This is a genomic window from Caulobacter sp. BE254, from assembly GCF_031457295.1.
Classification (GTDB): domain Bacteria; phylum Pseudomonadota; class Alphaproteobacteria; order Caulobacterales; family Caulobacteraceae; genus Caulobacter.
In genome coordinates this window covers 527,051-543,175 of the sequence record NZ_JAVDWJ010000001.1, presented here as the reverse complement: position 1 = coordinate 543,175, position 16,125 = coordinate 527,051, and the positions used below count along the sequence as shown (strand labels likewise).

The window sequence follows — 16,125 nt, the reverse complement described above, 5'->3', positions numbered from 1 at the left end:
GGGATCTGTTGGATGAGCCAAGGCCGCCTGGCTGACCGGGCCTACACCGCCATCGTCGAGATGATCAACACCGACGGCCTGGCGGTCGGCGATCGCCTGCCGTCGGAGTCGCGCCTGGCCGAGACGCTGGGCATGTCGCGCACCATCGTGCGCGAAGCCCTGGTGCGCCTGGCCGCCGACAGCATCACCGAGGCCCGCCGCGGGGCCGGCTCGTTCGTCAAGAATCGCCCGTCGGCCAAGCTGGGCGCCTACATGCCGCTGTCCGAGCTGCCCTCGACGCTGGGCAGCTACGAGGTGCGTTTCGTGCTCGAGGCCGAGGCGGCGCGGCTGGCGGCGGCCCGGCGTTCGGCCGAGGAGATGGCCGGCATCGAGGACGCGCTCTCGAAACTGCGCGAGGCCCTGCTGTCGAACGCCCCGGCCCATGCCGAGGATATGGAGCTGCACCGCCGCATCGTGCAGGCCACCGCCAACCCCGCCTTCCTGGTCACCTTCGAGGCGCTGCAGCCCGACGTCGACCGGATCATGCGGGCAGGGGTCGACATCTCGCGCTCGCGGCCGCCGGAAGCGATCGCCGAGATGATGCGCGAGCACGAGATGATCGTCGAGGCGATCCGCGCACAGGACGGCGACAGCGCCGCCCTGGCCATGCGCTGGCACCTCTCGCGCGGACGAAAGCGGTTGATGCCCTAGCGTGGCCGAGGCCATGCGCTGGCGCCTCTCGCGGGGACGAAAGCGGCTAATGCCCTGAGGCGCGCGCCGCTCCGCCGATCTGGCGGGCGTCCGCCTCCAGCCAGGCCTGGGTCAGGTCGCACAGCCGCTCGGGCGGCGCGGCGGCGTCCAGAATGAGGACCGCCTCGTCGGCGCCAGGGCGCTCGAGGGTGGCCAACTGGCTGTCCAGCAAGGTGGCGGGCATGTAGTGGCCGGAGCGGCGGGTGAGCCGCCGCAGGAGCTCGTCGTGGCCGGCGTCCAGCAGCACGAAACGGGTCGGGGCCGCGATGGCCCGGCGCAGGCGCTCGCGATAGTCGCGCTTCAGCGCCGAACAGGCCGCCACGATCCGTCCGCCCGAGGCGACCGCTTCTCCGACGGCCAGGCCCAGCCGGTCCAGCCAGGGCCAGCGGTCGTCGTCGTCGAGGGGCTGGCCGGCGCTCATCTTGGCGACCGCCCGCGCGTCGTGGAAGTCGTCGCCTTCCAGGAACGGGCAGTCCAGCCTTTGCGCGAGCAGGGCGCCCAGCGTCGACTTTCCGCTCCCGCTCACGCCCATGGCGATGATGGCGAGCCCGACGGACGGAGCAGGGCGGGGTGGCGACGGCAAGCGGCTTCCTTGAAGGCCGGCCGAGCCTGGCGAATGACCAACCAGCCGGCCGCACGATTGAACCCAGGTTCTACCGGGCCGCCCTTGAGGCGTAACTACGACCATGGTCGAGGATGGCGGGCCTGGGGCGGTTTCCTTATCGGTAAGGGATTGCGACGAGGAGAACGGCATGAGAGCGGTCCTTTTGGCGGCGTTTCTGGCGGTCTCGACCCCGGCCCTGGCGTCCACCGGCTCGGTCCTGCTCACCGCGCCCGACGATCCGCTCGCGATCACCGTCAGGGGCGTGGGCGATGGTCGTGCGGACGACACCCAGGCCGTTCAGCAGGCCATCGACGCCGCGCGCGACAAGACCGGCCACGGCCTGGTCTTCCTGCCGTCGGGCCGCTATCGCCTGAGCCGCAGCATCCTGGTGCCGCCGGGCGTCCGCATCTTCGGGGTCGGCGCGACCCGGCCGGTGTTCGTTCTGGCCCCCAACACGCCAGGCTTCCAGAAGGGCGTGGGCACGATGATCGTGTTCACGGGCGGCGACCAATACCAGGTCGGCGACATCCCCGTGCCCGTGCCGACCGTGGTTCCGCCGACCGACAAGGTGCGCGACGCCAATTCCGGCACCTTCTATTCGGCCATCGGCAATGTCGACGTCGAGATCGGCGAGGGCAATCCGGCGGCGGCGGCGGTCCGGTTCCGCATGGCCCAGCACGCCTTCCTCAGCCACATGGACTTTCGCCTGGGCTCGGCCTTCGCCGGGGTCTACCAGGCGGGCAACGTCATGGAGGACGTCCACTTCCACGGCGGTCGCTACGGCATCGTCACCGAGAAGACTTCGCCGGCCTGGCAGTTCACCCTGATCGACTCGACCTTCGACGGCCAGCGCGACGCGGCGATCCGCGAGCACGAGGTCGACCTGACCCTGGTCAATGTGGCCATCAGGAACACGCCGGTCGGCATCGAGATCGACCGCGGCTACAGCGACAGTCTCTGGGGCAAGAACGTCCGCTTCGAGAACGTCTCCAAGGCCGGCGTCGTCATCTCCGCCGAAGACAATGTCTTCACCCAGGTTGGTTTCGAGAACGCGGTGGCCGCCAACACCCCGGTGTTCGCCCGCTTCCGCGACAGCGGCAAGACCGTGGCCGGAAAGGGCCGCGCCTATAAGGTGGCCTCGTTCACCTACGGCCTGACGCTGCCAGGCCTGGGCCAGATGGGCGAGTACAAGACCAATGTCGACATGGCCCCGCTGGCGGCCCTGCCGGCGGCTTCGGCGCCGGCCCTGCGCGCCCTGCCGCCGGTCGCCGACTGGACCAGCGTCAAGACGCTGGGCGTGAAGGGCGATGGCAAGGCCGACGACACCGCCGCCCTGCAGAAGGCGATCGACACCCATCGCGTGCTCTATCTGCCGGTCGGCTTCTACAAGGTCACCGACACCCTGAAGCTTCGGCCCGACACCGTGCTGATCGGCCTGCACCCGGCCGTGACCCAACTGGTCATTCCCGACGACAACCCACGCCATGCGGGCGTCGGACCGGTCGCGCCGGTGCTGGAAACGCCGAAGGACGGCGACAACGTCCTGTTCGGGCTGGGGATCTTCACCGGACGCGTCAATCCGCGCGCTTCGGCGCTGCTGTGGCGGTCGGGGGCGGGCTCCCAGGTCACCGACGTCAAGATCATGGGCGGCGGCGGCACGCCCACCATGGACGGCAAGTCGCTCGGCGCGGCCCAGGCCCGCAGCGGCGACCCGGTGGCCGACGGCCGCTGGGACGCCCAGTATCCCAGCATCTGGGTGACGGACGGCGGCGGCGGCACCTTCGCCAACGTCTGGAGCCCCAACACCTTCGCCTCGGCGGGCTTCTACATCTCCGACACCAGCACGCCCGGCCACATCTACGAGGTGTCGGTCGAGCACCATGTCCGCAACGAGTTCGTGCTCGACAACGTCCAGAACTGGGAGTTCCTGGCGCCGCAGACCGAGCAGGAGGTCGGGGACGGGCCCGACGCCGTCTCGCTGGAGGTGCGCAACTCGCGCAACATCCTGTTCGCCAACTATCACGGCTATCGCGTGACGCGGTCGTACCATCCGGCCGAGACGGCGGTGAAGCTGTTCAACTCGTCCGACATCCGCTTCCGCAACGTCCACATCAACGCCGAGAGCGGCGTGGCGCTTTGCGACAAGATCGGCTGCGGCACCTATCTGCGGGCCAGCAAGTTCCCGTTCGAGAACGCGATCCAGGACAAGACCCGCAAGCTGGAAGTGCGCGAGCGCGAGTTCGCGGTGCTCGATGTAAAGGGCGACCCCGCGCCCGTCGCCACGGTCGCCGATCCAAAGATCCAGAAGCTGGAGAGCGGATTCTGGTCGATCTCCGGCGCCGCGGTAGGGGCGGACGGGGCGCTCTATTTCGTCGAGAAGCGGTTCCAGAGGATCTATCGCTGGACCAAGGCCAAGGGGCTGGAGGTGGTGCGCGACCATTCTCTGGACCCCACCAACCTGGCGGTCGACCGTTCGGGCAAGCTGCTGGTGGTGTCCTCGTACGGCCCACAGGCCAGCGTCTATTCGATCGATCCGGCCGGACCCAAGGACCAGATGACGGTGATCGCGCCGACGGCGTCGGCCCAGCGTTCCGGCGCGAAGACGCTGCTGCCGGTCAACTGGTGGAACAATGGCGAGTTCCGCGACCAGTACGATCCTGCCACCGACCACTTCACCACCCTGGCCGAGATGTTCGCCCGCGACGTCGCCGCGCCCAAGGCGCAGGAATACGTCTCGCCCGACGGCAGCCTGTCGCTGCCCGCTTTCCGCGTCTGGCAGCAGGGGCCGCCGGACCATGTCGGCTGGCGCTGGGCCGACAGCCTGCAGGCCCATGGCCTGATCGGGGCCGCGGTGGGCGAACGGGTCTTCGTGACCAACGAGTCCGAGGGCAAGACCTATAGCGGCCAAGTCGGGCCCGGCGGGACGCTGAACGACCTGAAGGCGTTCGCCAACCGGGGCGGTGAGAGCGTCGCGGTCGATGGCCAGGGACGGGTGTTCGTCGCCAATGGCCAGATCTTCCAGTACGAACCGGACGGCCGGTTGGCGGGTCGCATCGATGTGCCCGAACGACCGCTTCAGCTGATCTTCGGCGGCGAAGACAGCAAGACCCTGTTTGTCCTGACCCACCATTCGCTCTACGCGGTGACGCCCTGACCGGCGCTCTGAATACGAAAGGCCGTCCATGAAGAGCTGGCTCGTCGCGCCCTGCGCGGCCCTGATCGCGCTGCTGGTGGCGGCGAGCGGACCCGCGACGGCTTCGGTGTCGGCCTTCACGACCGCGCCCGACGATCCGGCGGCGGTCGTGGTCCGGGGCAAGGGCGACGGTCGCGCCGACGACAGCGCGGCCTTGCAGGGCGCGATCGACGCGGCCTCGGCCAAGCCGGGCGGCGGTCTCGTCTTCCTGCCCGCCGGCCGCTACCGGATCAGCAAGACGATCTTCCTCTGGCCCGGCGTCCGCGTGTTCGGGGTCGGCGTCACGCGCCCGCGGATCCTGCTGGGCGATGCGACGCCCGGGTTCCAGAAGGGCGTGGCCAATATGGTGATCTTCGCCGGCGCCAAGCCCGATCCGGCGCGCCGCGTGCCGTTCCCACCGCCGGGCAGCGTGCCGTTCAACAAGGACATCGCCGACGCCAATTCCGGCACGTTTTATTCGGCGATGAGCAACATCGACTTCGAGATCGGCAAGGGCAATCCGGCGGCGACGGCGATCCGTTTCCACGCCGCCCAGCACGCCTATCTCAGCCACATGGACTTCGACATCGGCTCGGGCCTGGCGGGCCTGTACCAGATCGGCAACGCGGCCCAGGACCTGCACTTCAAGGGCGGGCGCTACGGCATCCTGGCCGAGAAGACCTCGCCGGCCTGGGGTTTCGTGCTGCTGGACTCGACCTTCGAGGGCCAGCGCGACGCGGCGATCCGTGAACACGAGGCGGGCCTGACCCTGGTCAACGTCGCCCTGCGCGACACGCCGGTGGGGATCGACATCGACCGTGGCTATGGCGACTGGCTGTGGGGCAAGGACGTCCGCTTCGAGAACGTCTCTAAGGCCGGCGTCGTCATCTCCAACGAGAACAACGTCTATACCCAGGTCGGCTTCGAGAACGCCGTGGCCGCCAACACCCCGGTGTTCGCCCGCTTCCGCGACAGCGGCAGGACCGAGCCGGGCAGGGGGCGCGCCTATCGGGTCTCGTCGTTCACCTACGGCCTGACGCTGCCGGGCCTGGGCCGGATGGGCAAGTACAAGACCGAGATGAAGGCCGAGGCCGTCGCCGACCTGCCGACGCGTCGCGTCCTGGCGATAAAGGCCCTGCCGCCCACGTCCGACTGGGTGAACGTGCGCGGCCTGGGGGCCAGGGGCGACAACGCCGCCGATGACACCGCCGCCATCCAGAAGGCCATCGACACCCACCGCGTCGTCTATTTCCCGGCCGGCTTCTACCGGGTCACCGACACGCTGAAGCTCCGGCCGGACTCGGTGCTGATCGGGCTGCATCCCAGCCTCACCCAGATCGTTCTGCCGGACGGAACCCCTAGCTACCAGGGCGTCGGCGCGCCCAAGGCGCTGCTCGCCTCGGCGGCGGGGGGCGATGGCACGGTCTCGGGGCTGGGCCTCAACACCGGCGGGATCAATCCCCGCGCCACGGCCCTGCTCTGGACGGCGGGCGCCAATTCGCTGGTCGAGGACGTCAAGTTCCAGGGCGGCCACGGCACCAACCTCGCCGATGGGACGCGGTTCAATCCGTACAACGCCAACGCCACGGCCGACCCGGACCCGGCCAAGCGCTGGGCGGGCCAGTACCCCAGCCTCTGGGTCACCAACGGCGGCGGCGGGACGTTCTCCAACCTCTGGAGCCCCAGCACCTACGCCTATTCGGGGATCTACGTGTCCGACACCGACACGCCCGGCCATGTCTACCAGGCCTCGGTCGAGCACCATGTGCGCACCGAAATCAGCCTCAACCGCGTCGCCAACTGGGAGTTCCTGGCGCCGCAGACCGAGGAGGAGGCCGGCGAGGGCGAGGACACGGTGTCGCTGGAGATCCGCGACTCCCACGACATCCTGCTGGCCAACTATCACGCCTATCGCGTCACCCGCACGCGGCGGCCGGCCGCCGCGGCGGTCAAGGTCTACAACTCGCGGGACATCCGGTTCCGCAACGTGGCGGTCAACGGCGAAAGCGGCTTTTCGACCTGCGACGAGAACGGCTGCGCGACCTTCCTGCGCCTGACCAAGTACCCTTACGAGAACGCGATCCAGGACGTCACCAGCGGGCTGGAGGCGCGCGAGCGCCAGTTCGCCGTGCTCGACCTGACGGCCGATCCGCCCCCGGTCGCGCCCTCGGTCTTCCCCGCCGGCGCCCGCGTGGAGAAGCTGGCCGACGGCTTCTATTCCCTGGGCGGCGGCGCCGCGGACGCCGCGGGGACGCTCTACTTCATCGATCGTCGCCACCAGCGCATCTACAGCTGGTCGGACCAACGCAAGCTGTCGATCATGCGCGACAACACGCTGGACCCGGTCAACCTGGCCGTCGACGATTCCGGTGACCTGCTGGTGCTGTCATCGGACGGCCGCGACGGCACGGTCTACAGCTTCAAGCCGGGCAGCCCCGACACCGAGGTCAAGGTGATCGCCGCGAGTCCGGCCGTCGAGCATCCGACGGCGACGACCGTGTTGCCCGTCAACTGGTGGAGCAACGGCGAGTTCAAGGACCAGCTCGATCCGGAGACCTACCAGTTCACCACCCTGGCGCAGATGTTCGCCCGCGACATGGCCCTGCCCAAGCCCAAGGACTACGTCTCGCCCGACGGCAGCCTGGTGCTGCCGGCCTATCGCGTCTTCCAGCAGGGACCTTCGGACTTCCGGGGACTGCGCTTCTCGGACGCGCTCGACACCTACGGCTTCACCGCCGCCAAGCCCGGACAGCGGGTGTTCGTGGCCAACAGTTCGGAGAACAGGACCTACAGCGGGCTGGTCGGTCCACGGGGCGCGATCACCGACCTGAAGCCGTTCGCCGATCGCGGCGGCGAGAGCGTCGCGACGGATGGGGAAGGGCGCGTGTACGTCGCCAACGGCCAAGTGTTCGTCTATGCGCCCGACGGCAAGGAACTGGGCCGTGTGGACATTCCCGAACGCCCGCTGCAACTGGTCTTCGGCGGCCCGGACAAGCGGACCCTGTTCGTCCTGACCCACCACGCGCTGTACGCGGTGCGCGGCCGATAGACTGGGAAAAGATCGCCGGCTCGCGGCTCTACCCGGCGGACGTACGACCATGGTCGTAATGGTTCGCGCCGTTTTTGTCTGACAGTTTCCTGCAAGGCCATCGTCGATGGACTCAACGAAAAACAGGAGGCTGCAGGATGAGTGTTGTCGGTCGCGCACGCGGGGGATCATCCTTTCTAAGCGCTTTGTTCGCGACCAGTGCGGTCGCGATGATCGTGTCGGCGGGAGCCGTCAGCGCCCAGACGGCGCCGGCCCCGGAGGCGTCGGAGCCCGCGTCCGCCACGGCCCTCTCCGAGATCGTGGTCACCGGTTCGCGGATCCGGTCCACCGGCTTCACCGCCCCGACGCCGACCCAGGCCCTGGGCCAGGCCGACCTGGAGCGCAACGCCGAGCCGAACATCTTCACGACGATCGCCCAATTGCCCTCCTTGCAGGGGTCGACGGGCGCGACCACCGGCACGTTCAGCACCTCGAGCGGCTCGCAGGGCCTGAGCTCGTTCTCGCTGCGCGGCCTGACTCCGATCAGGACCCTGACCCTGCTGGACGGCCAACGCGTGGTTCCGGCCAACATCACGGGTGTTCCCGACATCAGCCTGTTCCCGCAACTGCTGGTCCAGCGGGTCGACGTCGTGACCGGCGGCGCTTCCGCCTCCTACGGTTCGGACGCGGTCGGCGGTGTCGTCAACTTCATCACCGACAAGAAGTTCGAAGGCTTCAAGGCCAATGTCTCGGCGGGCGTGACGACCTATGGCGACAACGAGCAGTTTCTGCTGCAGGTCGCCGGCGGCAAGGCCTTCCTGAACGATCGCCTGCACGTCCAGGTCAGCGCCGAATATGATGACGAAGAGGGCGTGCCCGCCGGCGGCTTCGGCGAGGACGCGCCGGGCAGTCGCGACTGGTACACCACGGCGACTCTGATCAACCGCGGGATCACCAACGACGGCTCGCCGCAGTACCTCTACCGCGAGCACGCTCAAGCCTATCAGTACACCAAGTACGGCCTGATCAGCGCCGGCCCGCTACAGGGCACCGCCTTCGACCAGAACGGAAACCCGTTCCAGTTCCAGTACGGCTCCAACGGCGTGCCGTCCAAGGCCGCCAACGGCGCGGTGATCGGCTGCTACTCGAACGGCGGCTTCTGCGTCGGCGGCGACCTGTCGGGCAATGTCGGCGTCGGCACCTCGCTGCAGTCCGAAATCAAGCGGATGAACAGCTACGGCCGTATCGCCTACGACATCGACGACAACAACGAGATCTACGCGACCCTGAACGTCGCCCGCGTCGAATCCAGCAACCAGCCCAACCCGGGCGGGGCCACGACCGGCCTGACGATGCAATGCTCCAATCCCTATCTGCCGGCCTCGGTCGTGGCCGCCTGCGCCGCCAACAACATCACCAGCTTTACCTTCGGCACCAGCAACGCCCTGCTGCCCCACAACATCTCGGTCCATCCGACGCGGACGCAATATCGCGGCGTGATCGGCGCCGACGGCAAGTTCGCAGCCTTCGGCACCGATTGGCATTACGACGCCTATTACACGCATGGCGAAAACACTACGAACATCCACGTCAACAACATCATGCTGAACCCGCGCTACAGGGCGGCCGTCCAGGCCACCCTGGTCAACGGCCAGATCGTCTGCACGGACCCGGTGGCGCGGGCCAACGGGTGTCAGCCGATCAACGTCTTCGGCGGACAACGGCCCAGCGACGCGGCGCTGGCCTACATCACGCCCGAGAACGGCCCGTACCAGCATTCGGTCCAGAAGCAGGACGTCGCCAGCATCAACTTCAGCGGCGAGCCCGTTCAGGGCTGGGCCGGGCCGGTTTCGTTAGCCTTCGGCGCCGAGTATCGTCGCGAGGCTTACCACGTCCAGGGCGACCCCTACGGCGACGGTTCGGCGGCTTCGCCCTACACCACCGACTATCCGGCCGATCCGTTGCTCAACACGGCCGGCAACAACTGGTACGCGGGCAACTATCACTCCGGCGCCGGCAAATACAACGTCAAGGAAGCGTACGCGGAAGTGAACGTCCCGCTGGTGAACTCCGAAACCGCGGGCAAGGCCAACCTCAACGCCGCCGGTCGCTGGACCGACTACAGCACCTCGGGCACGGTCTACACTTGGAAGGTCGGGGCCACCTGGGACACGCCCGTCGATGGCGTTCGCCTGCGGGCGGTCACCTCGCGCGACGTGCGGGCGCCGAACCTGTCGGAGCTCTTCGCCGCGCCGGTCACCACCACGCTGCCCAACTTCACCATTCCCTCGAACGGCACGCCCCCACCGGGCCAACCCGCGGGACCAGGCGCGCTGCTGGTTCTTCAGAACGTGGTTGGCAACCCGGACCTGAAGCCCGAGATCGCCAAGAACGCGAGCCTCGGCGTGGTGCTGTCCAACCCGAAATGGCTGCCGGGTTTCAGCGTGTCGGTCGATTGGTACAACATCGTGCTGAACGGCGGCATCTCCAGCCTGAGCGCTCAGCAGGTCGTCAACTTCTGCTATGCGGGTCTGACGCAGTATTGCAGCAGCTTCAACTTCGCCCCGCCGGCCGGTACGACGGCGTACGTCAACGCCCAGGTGTTCAACCTGGCTTCGATCAAGACCAGCGGTTTCGACATCGAAACCAGCTACCGGTTCGACATCCCCAGCGTGCCGGGCCACTTCGACCTGCGCGCCTTGGCGACCAACACCCACAAGTTCGTCACCAATCAAGGCTTCCCCGGCGGCTCCGTTATCGACACGGCGGGCCAGAATTCCGGGGCCACGCCGGACTGGAAGGTGCTCGCCGTCCAGACCTGGACCTCGGACCGGTTCATGCTGAGCCTGCAGGAGCGCTGGTTCAGCGACGGCGTCATCGGCGGCCAGTACATCGAGTGCGCCGCCGGCAGCTGTCCGGTGGGTAGAAGCGCAGCCGATAACAACAACTATCCAACGATCGACCACAACCAGATGAAGGGCGCCACCTATGTCGACGTGAGCGGTTCCTACGAGATCAAGGACGGGCTGACGGCCTATTTCAAGGTCGCCAACCTGTTCAACAAGGACCCGACGCCGTCGCCGCAGACCAACACCGGTTTGGACGCCAACCCGGCGCTCTACGACCTGCTCGGCCGGTTCTACCACGTCGGCCTGCGCTACAGCTTCTAACTCGAGCCGCCTACCTCCTCCCCCTGGGCGGCCGCCCGGGTCGGCGCGACCTGACGGTCGTCCGGCTCGGGCGTTTTCTCGAGGGCTCCGGCCGCAACTTGCGGAGCAGTCATTCCGTCCTTGATCGCGGAACCACGCTGATCTTGCCGCCCGCTTCCAGCGTGGCCAGGCCCACCCTCTCGATCCCGTCGACCTGTTCCATGCGCAGACCCTCGGCCAGGTCGGCCCGACCGATGGCGTGACGGCGCATGGCCGCTTCGTCGGCGACGCCATCGCGCACCAGGGTCACGGGCGCGCTTTTCATTAGCCGCGCCAGCGGGCTCCAGCGCAGGGTCGCCATGGCCAGCAGCCGGTGCAGGACGACGACGACCAGCGTCGCGGCCAGGCCGGGAAAGAACGGCGCCTTGCCCGTCATGGCCCGGCTGATGTTCGAACCGATGATCAGCGCCACGATGATGTCGAGGGGCGTGATGCTGGAAAAGGTCCGCCGCCCGGCGATGCGGATGCAGAGGACGCCGAACAGGAACAGGATCACCGCTCGCGCGCACAGCTGGGCGACGGTGGCGTCGCCAGTGTCCGGACCGATCAGGGCGCGGAAGGTTTCCATGAGGATCGAACGCCGATGGGGCCCTTGTGGTTCTGGACCCTAGCCGCCGATCACGTGCGCCGGCCCAGCCATCCGCGACAGCCAGGATCCTGCCCCCCACGCCGCGCAGGCGTCGTAGGCCAGCTTGCCGCGCCGCGGTCGCGAACCATTCGATGGGCGGCGGAGTTTGGAGGTTTGTAGATGGCGAGCGCGACCGTCCCGCGTCCGCCAACTCACCCTGGCGAGACACGCGGCCTGAGGAGGACTTCCGAATGAAACGCTATGCCTATGCCTGGCTGACCGGGCTCTTCTTCCTCGTCTCCATCGCGGGACATTGGACTTTCGGCTGGTTCGCCTTCGTCGACGAACAGCAGGCCCTGCACCAGGCGCCGACCCTCACGCCCTACCTGGTCGAAATGGGCCGGGACACTTTCGAGAATTGGCAGTCGGAGTTCCTGCAACTGATCTGGCAGGTCGTGGGTCTGGCCTATTTCCTCTATGTTGGCTCGCCCTCGTCCAAGGAGAACGACGACCGGAGCGAGGCCAAGCTGGATGTCCTGATCCGCCTGCAGGCGGGGGAAAAGGCCGAGGACATCATCGCCGACATCGATCGCCGGTACCTCCGCACCGGAGGACACTCCAAGCCCCACGGACGCACCGACGCCAATCTCGCCTCCGGCCACGAATAACATAGGACGTCCGGCGGCTTCCGCGGACTCGCCTCGGGAACGCCGCCACCTGCCGGTCGTTGATCCTGGTTCCGGACGATCGCATCCCCGACATGCCACGGCGCGTCGCGGGGAGGCCGTCGAAACCGGTCCCGCAACGCCTAAGGACTGTCGAGCTCAGAGCATCAATGCCGGAAGAAAAGCAGGACGCGCCCCCGCCGCCACCTCAGCCTGCCGGCCTTGAGGCGCCGCTGCATCCCAGCGCGGATCCAACGAAGAAGACCACCCAGACTTCCGATCCGACGGCGGACGATCCGGGCAACGGAGCCGACTAGGCCGGATCGACCCCGCGCCGCTCGGCTATTCGGCCGCGATCTGGTCGGGCGACCTGGCCCAGCGATGTCCGGGGACCGGCAGTCCCAGGTGACCGCGCAGGGTGTCGTGCTCGTATTCCGTGCGGAACAACCCCTTGGCCTGCAGCAACGGCACGACCTTGTCGCGGAACTGGGCGAAGACGCCGGGCCGGTCGACGCGCAGGATGAAGCCGTCCACCGCGCGGCCGACGAACCAGCGCTCGATCTCGTCGGCGATGGTCTGGGGCGAGCCGACGAAGTCCGAACGCCAACGCCCGAACCGCTCGGCCGTCTGGCGCAAGGTCAGGGCCTCGGCCTGGGCGACGGCCACGATCCGCTCGGCCCGGCCCTTGTAGCTGTTGAGGCTCAGCTCGCTGACATCCGGGAATGGGCCATCGAGCGGATACTTGCGGAAGTCGTGGTAGTTGAACGCTCGACCCAGCTCGACCAGCGCCTTGTCGATTTCGCGGGCGCCGGCCTGGGCCTCGGCGATGGCGCGGGCCTCCTCGTCGGTGTCGGCGATGATCGGGGCCAGGCCCGGCAGCACGCTGATATGGTCGGGATCACGGCCCAGGGCGGCCGCCCGGGCCTTGAGGTCGGCGTAGTATTCCACCGCCTCGTCGAAGGTTTCGACCCCGGCGAACACGCCCTCAGCGATCCTGGCGCCCAGGTCGCGGCCCGCGCCGCTGACTCCGGCCTGGAAGATCACCGGCTGGCCTTGCGGCGAACGGGACAGGGCCAGCGGACCGGCCACCGAGAAGTGCTTGCCCTTGTGGTTCAGCGCATGCTGCTTGGTCTTGTCGAGGAACACGCCCGCCGCCCTGTCGCGTGGGAAGGCGTCGTCCTCGTAGCTGTCCCACAGGCCCTGGACCACCTCGACGAACTCGCCGGCCCGCTCGTAGCGCTCGCCGTGCTCGAAGTGCTCGTCGCGGCCGTAGTTCTTCGAGGCGCCTTCCAGGCCGGTGGTCACCACGTTCCAGCCGGCGCGGCCCTTGCTGATGTGGTCCAGCGATCCGAACTGCCGGGCGACATTGTAGGGCTCCCAGTACGAGGTGGTCAGGGTGCCGACCAAGCCGATCTTCGAGGTCGAGACCGCCAAAGCCGACAGCAGGGTCAGGGGCTCCAGGCGGTTGAGGAAGTGCGGCGCAGTGTCGGGGGTGATGAACGGGCTGTCGACGATGAACACCAGGTCGAACTTGGCGGCCTCCGCCAGGCGGGCGTTGTCGATGTACCAGTTGATGTCGATGCTGGCGTCGCCGGGCAGGTCGGGGTCGCGCCAGCTGGTGTGATCCATGCCGACGCCGCCCAGGATCGCGCCGAGCTTCAGTTGCCGTTTGGGTTGCTGCGTCATGTCCGAGCTCTCGAAATTGGAACTCCGACGCTAGGACTCTGGGCCCACCTCCGATAACGAGCAGTGCTGAACAGGCCGATTTGCATCGATCAAGTGGGTGCGCAAATCATCAATGATTACAGTGGACTTCTGCTTTTCTTTCATTGAGTGGAGGAAAACTGCGAGTCCGTATGGATCTCAGCGAAGACCGACGGGCAAGGCTGGGGCGTCCGTCGCTGTGACGGACGCCCCAGGATCGCTAGTCCTGGTCCAAGCGCGTCAGTTCAGGTCCAGCCGGTCGGCGTTCATGACCTTGTTCCAGGCGGCCACGAAGTCCTTCACGAACTTTCCTTGCGCGTCGGCGCTGGCATAGACCTCGGCGAAGGCCCGAAGCTCGGCGTGCGATCCGAAGATCAGGTCGACGCGGGTGGCGGTCCACTGGGGCTGGCTGCTCTTGCGGTCGTGGCCGGCGAAGGCGTTGACGGCCGTGGGGCTCCACGTCGTGCCCATGTTGAGCAGGTTCACGAAGAAGTCGTTCGTCAGCGCGCCCGGACGATTGGTGAAGACTCCGTCCTTGGAGCCGCCGGCGTTGGCGCCCAGAACCCGAAGGCCGCCGACCAGCACCGTCAGCTCCGGTCCGGACAGGCGCAGCAGCTGCGCCCGGTCGACCAGAGCCTCCTCGGGCGCCATGAACTGCGGGCCCTCGCGGCGATAGTTGCGGAAGCCGTCGGAAATGGGCTCCAGAGGCGCGAACGAGTCGGCGTCGGTCTGTTCGGCCGAGGCGTCCGTGCGCCCGGGCGCGAAGGGAACCTCCACGCTTGTGCCGGCGTCCTTGGCCGCGTTCTCGATGGCCGCGGCGCCGCCGAGGACGATCAGGTCCGCCAGCGAGATCTTCTTGCCGCCGCCGGCCGAGGCGTTGAATTCGGCCTGGATCGCTTCCAGCGTCGCCAGCACCTTGGCCAGGGTCGGCGGATCGTTCACCTCCCAGTCCTTCTGGGGTGCGAGGCGGATGCGCGCGCCGTTGGCGCCGCCGCGCTTGTCGGAGCCGCGATAGGTCGAGGCCGAGGCCCAGGCGGTCGAGACCAGCTGCGCCACGGTCAGCCCCGACGCCAGGATCTTGGCCTTCAAGGCCGCGATGTCCGAGGCGTCGACCAGCGGGTGGTCCACGGCCGGGATCGGGTCCTGCCAGATCAGCGTCTCCTGGGGCACGAGCGGACCCAGGTAGCGCCCGATGGGGCCCATGTCGCGGTGGGTGAGCTTGAACCAGGCGCGGGCGAAGGCGTCGGCGAACTGGTCCGGGTTCTCGTAGAACCGACGCGAGATCTTCTCGTAGGCGGGGTCGAACCGCAGGGCCAGGTCCGAGGTCAGCATCTTGGGCGGATGCCGCTTGGCGCCGTCATGGGCGTCGGGAATGTCGGCCTCGGCGTTCTTGGCCTGCCACTGCTGGGCGCCGGCCGGGCTCTTGGTGAGCTCCCATTCGAACTTGAAGAGGTTGTCGAAGAAGTGGTTGCTCCACTTGGTCGGCGTCTGGCTCCAGATCACTTCGGGGCCGCCGGTGATGGCGTCGGCGCCGAACCCGGTCCCGTGGGTGCTCTTCCAGCCCAGGCCCTGGTCCTCGATGTCGCCGCCTTCCGGTTCGGGGCCGACGAACGAAGGATCTCCGGCCCCGTGCGTCTTGCCGAACGTGTGGCCGCCGGCGATCAGGGCGACGGTCTCCTCGTCGTCCATGGCCATGCGAGCGAAGGTGTCGCGGATGTCGCGCGCCGAGGCGAGGGGATCGGGGTTGCCGTTCGGCCCTTCGGGGTTGACGTAGATCAGGCCCATCTGCACGGCGCCCAGGGTCGGATGCAACTGGCGTTCGCCGCTGTAGCGCTCGTCGCCCAGCCATGAGCCTTCGGGGCCCCAGAACAGCTCCTCGGGCTCCCAGGTGTCGGCCCGCCCGCCGCCAAAGCCGAAGGTCTTGAAGCCCATGGACTCCAGGGCGACGTTGCCCACTAGGACGTAGAGGTCGGCCCAGGAGATCTTGCGGCCGTACTTCTGCTTGATCGGCCACAGCAGCCGGCGGGCCTTGTCGAGATTGGCGTTGTCGGGCCAGCTGTTGAGCGGAGCGAAGCGCTGCTGGCCGCCGCCCGCGCCGCCGCGGCCGTCGGCGATACGATAGGTGCCGGCGCTATGCCAGGCCAGCCGGATGAAGAGGCCGCCATAGTGGCCGAAGTCGGCCGGCCACCAGTCCTGGGAGTCGGTCATCAGCGCGTGCAGGTCGGCGACGACCGCGTTCAGGTCGAGGCTCTTGAATTCCTCGGCGTAGTCAAACGCCTCGCCCATCGGATTGGAGCGCGGCGAATGCTGGTTCAGGACATCGAGGCGCAGGTTCTGCGGCCACCAGTCGCGGTTGCCCTTGGCGCCGCCGCGCCCGACCGGGCATTGGCTTTTGGCGCTGTCTTCGACCTTGGCGTCCATCGTTTCTCTCCCGCGCTGGCTTTGT

The 16,125-nt window shown here is 67.9% G+C and carries 9 protein-coding genes; 5 read left to right on the top strand and 4 right to left on the bottom strand.

Annotated elements, in window-relative coordinates; translation table 11 throughout:
• Positions 1-12: 12 nt before the first annotated feature.
• Positions 13-690: an FCD domain-containing protein gene (locus J2X41_RS02490; protein WP_310079336.1), complete on the top strand. Its 678-nt coding sequence runs from the start codon at positions 13-15 to the stop codon at positions 688-690.
• 46 nt (positions 691-736) lie between these two features.
• Here J2X41_RS02490 and J2X41_RS02485 read toward each other — a convergent pair whose 3' ends face one another.
• Positions 737-1,312 (bottom strand): gluconokinase, encoded by a 576-nt coding sequence (locus J2X41_RS02485; protein ID WP_310079334.1) that lies wholly within the window; start codon positions 1,310-1,312, stop codon positions 737-739.
• Positions 1,313-1,481: 169 nt separating this feature from the next.
• Between J2X41_RS02485 and J2X41_RS02480 the strand changes: the two genes are divergently transcribed.
• From J2X41_RS02480 to J2X41_RS02470, 3 genes are all read left to right on the top strand, one after another.
• Entirely contained in the window at positions 1,482-4,487 is a 3,006-nt protein-coding gene (locus J2X41_RS02480; protein ID WP_310079333.1) for a glycosyl hydrolase family 28-related protein, read from the top strand.
• 28 nt (positions 4,488-4,515) lie between these two features.
• A complete protein-coding gene (locus J2X41_RS02475; RefSeq protein ID WP_310079332.1) occupies positions 4,516-7,554 on the top strand; it encodes a glycosyl hydrolase family 28-related protein in 3,039 nt (1,012 codons plus the stop codon).
• A gap of 137 nt (positions 7,555-7,691) precedes the next feature.
• Positions 7,692-10,703: a TonB-dependent receptor domain-containing protein gene (locus J2X41_RS02470; protein WP_310079331.1), complete on the top strand. Its 3,012-nt coding sequence runs from the start codon at positions 7,692-7,694 to the stop codon at positions 10,701-10,703.
• A 109-nt stretch (positions 10,704-10,812) separates the two neighbouring features.
• Here J2X41_RS02470 and J2X41_RS02465 read toward each other — a convergent pair whose 3' ends face one another.
• Positions 10,813-11,310: a YetF domain-containing protein gene (locus tag J2X41_RS02465; protein WP_310079330.1), complete on the bottom strand. Its 498-nt coding sequence runs from the start codon at positions 11,308-11,310 to the stop codon at positions 10,813-10,815.
• A gap of 251 nt (positions 11,311-11,561) precedes the next feature.
• On the opposite strand from J2X41_RS02465, the gene J2X41_RS02460 reads away from it, so the two are divergent.
• Positions 11,562-11,978 carry a DUF6766 family protein gene (locus J2X41_RS02460; RefSeq protein ID WP_310079328.1) on the top strand — a complete coding sequence of 139 codons (417 nt, stop codon included), beginning with the start codon at positions 11,562-11,564 and terminating at the stop codon, positions 11,976-11,978.
• A 339-nt stretch (positions 11,979-12,317) separates the two neighbouring features.
• On the opposite strand, the gene J2X41_RS02455 is transcribed toward J2X41_RS02460, so the two are convergent.
• Positions 12,318-13,661, bottom strand: coding sequence for an LLM class flavin-dependent oxidoreductase (locus tag J2X41_RS02455; protein ID WP_310079326.1), 1,344 nt, complete (start codon positions 13,659-13,661; stop codon positions 12,318-12,320).
• A 258-nt stretch (positions 13,662-13,919) separates the two neighbouring features.
• Positions 13,920-16,100, bottom strand: coding sequence for a catalase/peroxidase HPI (katG, locus tag J2X41_RS02450; RefSeq protein ID WP_310079324.1), 2,181 nt, complete (start codon positions 16,098-16,100; stop codon positions 13,920-13,922).
• Between the last annotated feature and the right edge of the window lie 25 nt (positions 16,101-16,125).